This window comes from Vibrio sp. 1978, from assembly GCF_033344345.1.
The window spans coordinates 1-574 of record NZ_JAWPOP010000802.1; the positions used below are offsets into that span (position 1 = coordinate 1).

General features: G+C 47.0%; 1 protein-coding gene. It reads right to left on the reverse strand.

The window, feature by feature from the left end:
* Positions 1–537, reverse strand: a 537-nt coding sequence (locus R8N49_RS29195; protein WP_318190708.1) for a sugar transferase, incomplete at its 3' end; no start/stop codon positions are given.
* Positions 538–574: the final 37 nt, after the last annotated feature.

The window sequence follows — 574 nt, forward strand, 5'->3', positions numbered from 1 at the left end:
GTGGTCAAAACCGACTTTTCTTCTCACGTCTTCAATGCAAGCATCGTAACCTTGGTTTACTTGCGCCAAGCCTGTAATACCTGGCAGTACGCCGTATGTACGCTCTACAAAGTAGGGAATTTCATCTTCCAACTTTTGATAGAAGGCAGGTCGCTCAGGGCGAGGGCCAATCATAGACATTTCACCTTTCAATACATTGAATAGCTGCGGTAACTCATCGAGACGAGTCTTACGTAAAAATCGGCCGACCGGGGTAATGCGTGGATCATTTTCGGTTGCCCAAACGGCACCTGAGCGTTGTTCTGCATCGATGTACATCGTGCGAAACTTCATGATTTGAAACAGATCCATCTTCTCTGGTGTGCAGCGACCAACACGCAGTTGACGATAAATCACTGGGCCTTTTGAGCTGACCTTGATGGCAAGAGCAATGAACGGAAACAGTGGTGCGGTTGCTAGCAGAATCAACAGTGCAACCAGTACATCAAACGTTCTTTTCGCGTGGCATACATTTGAGTCGTAACGTGAGTTTTTCATGATGCTTTCCTTATTGGTTGACGCGTTTCCAACGTCC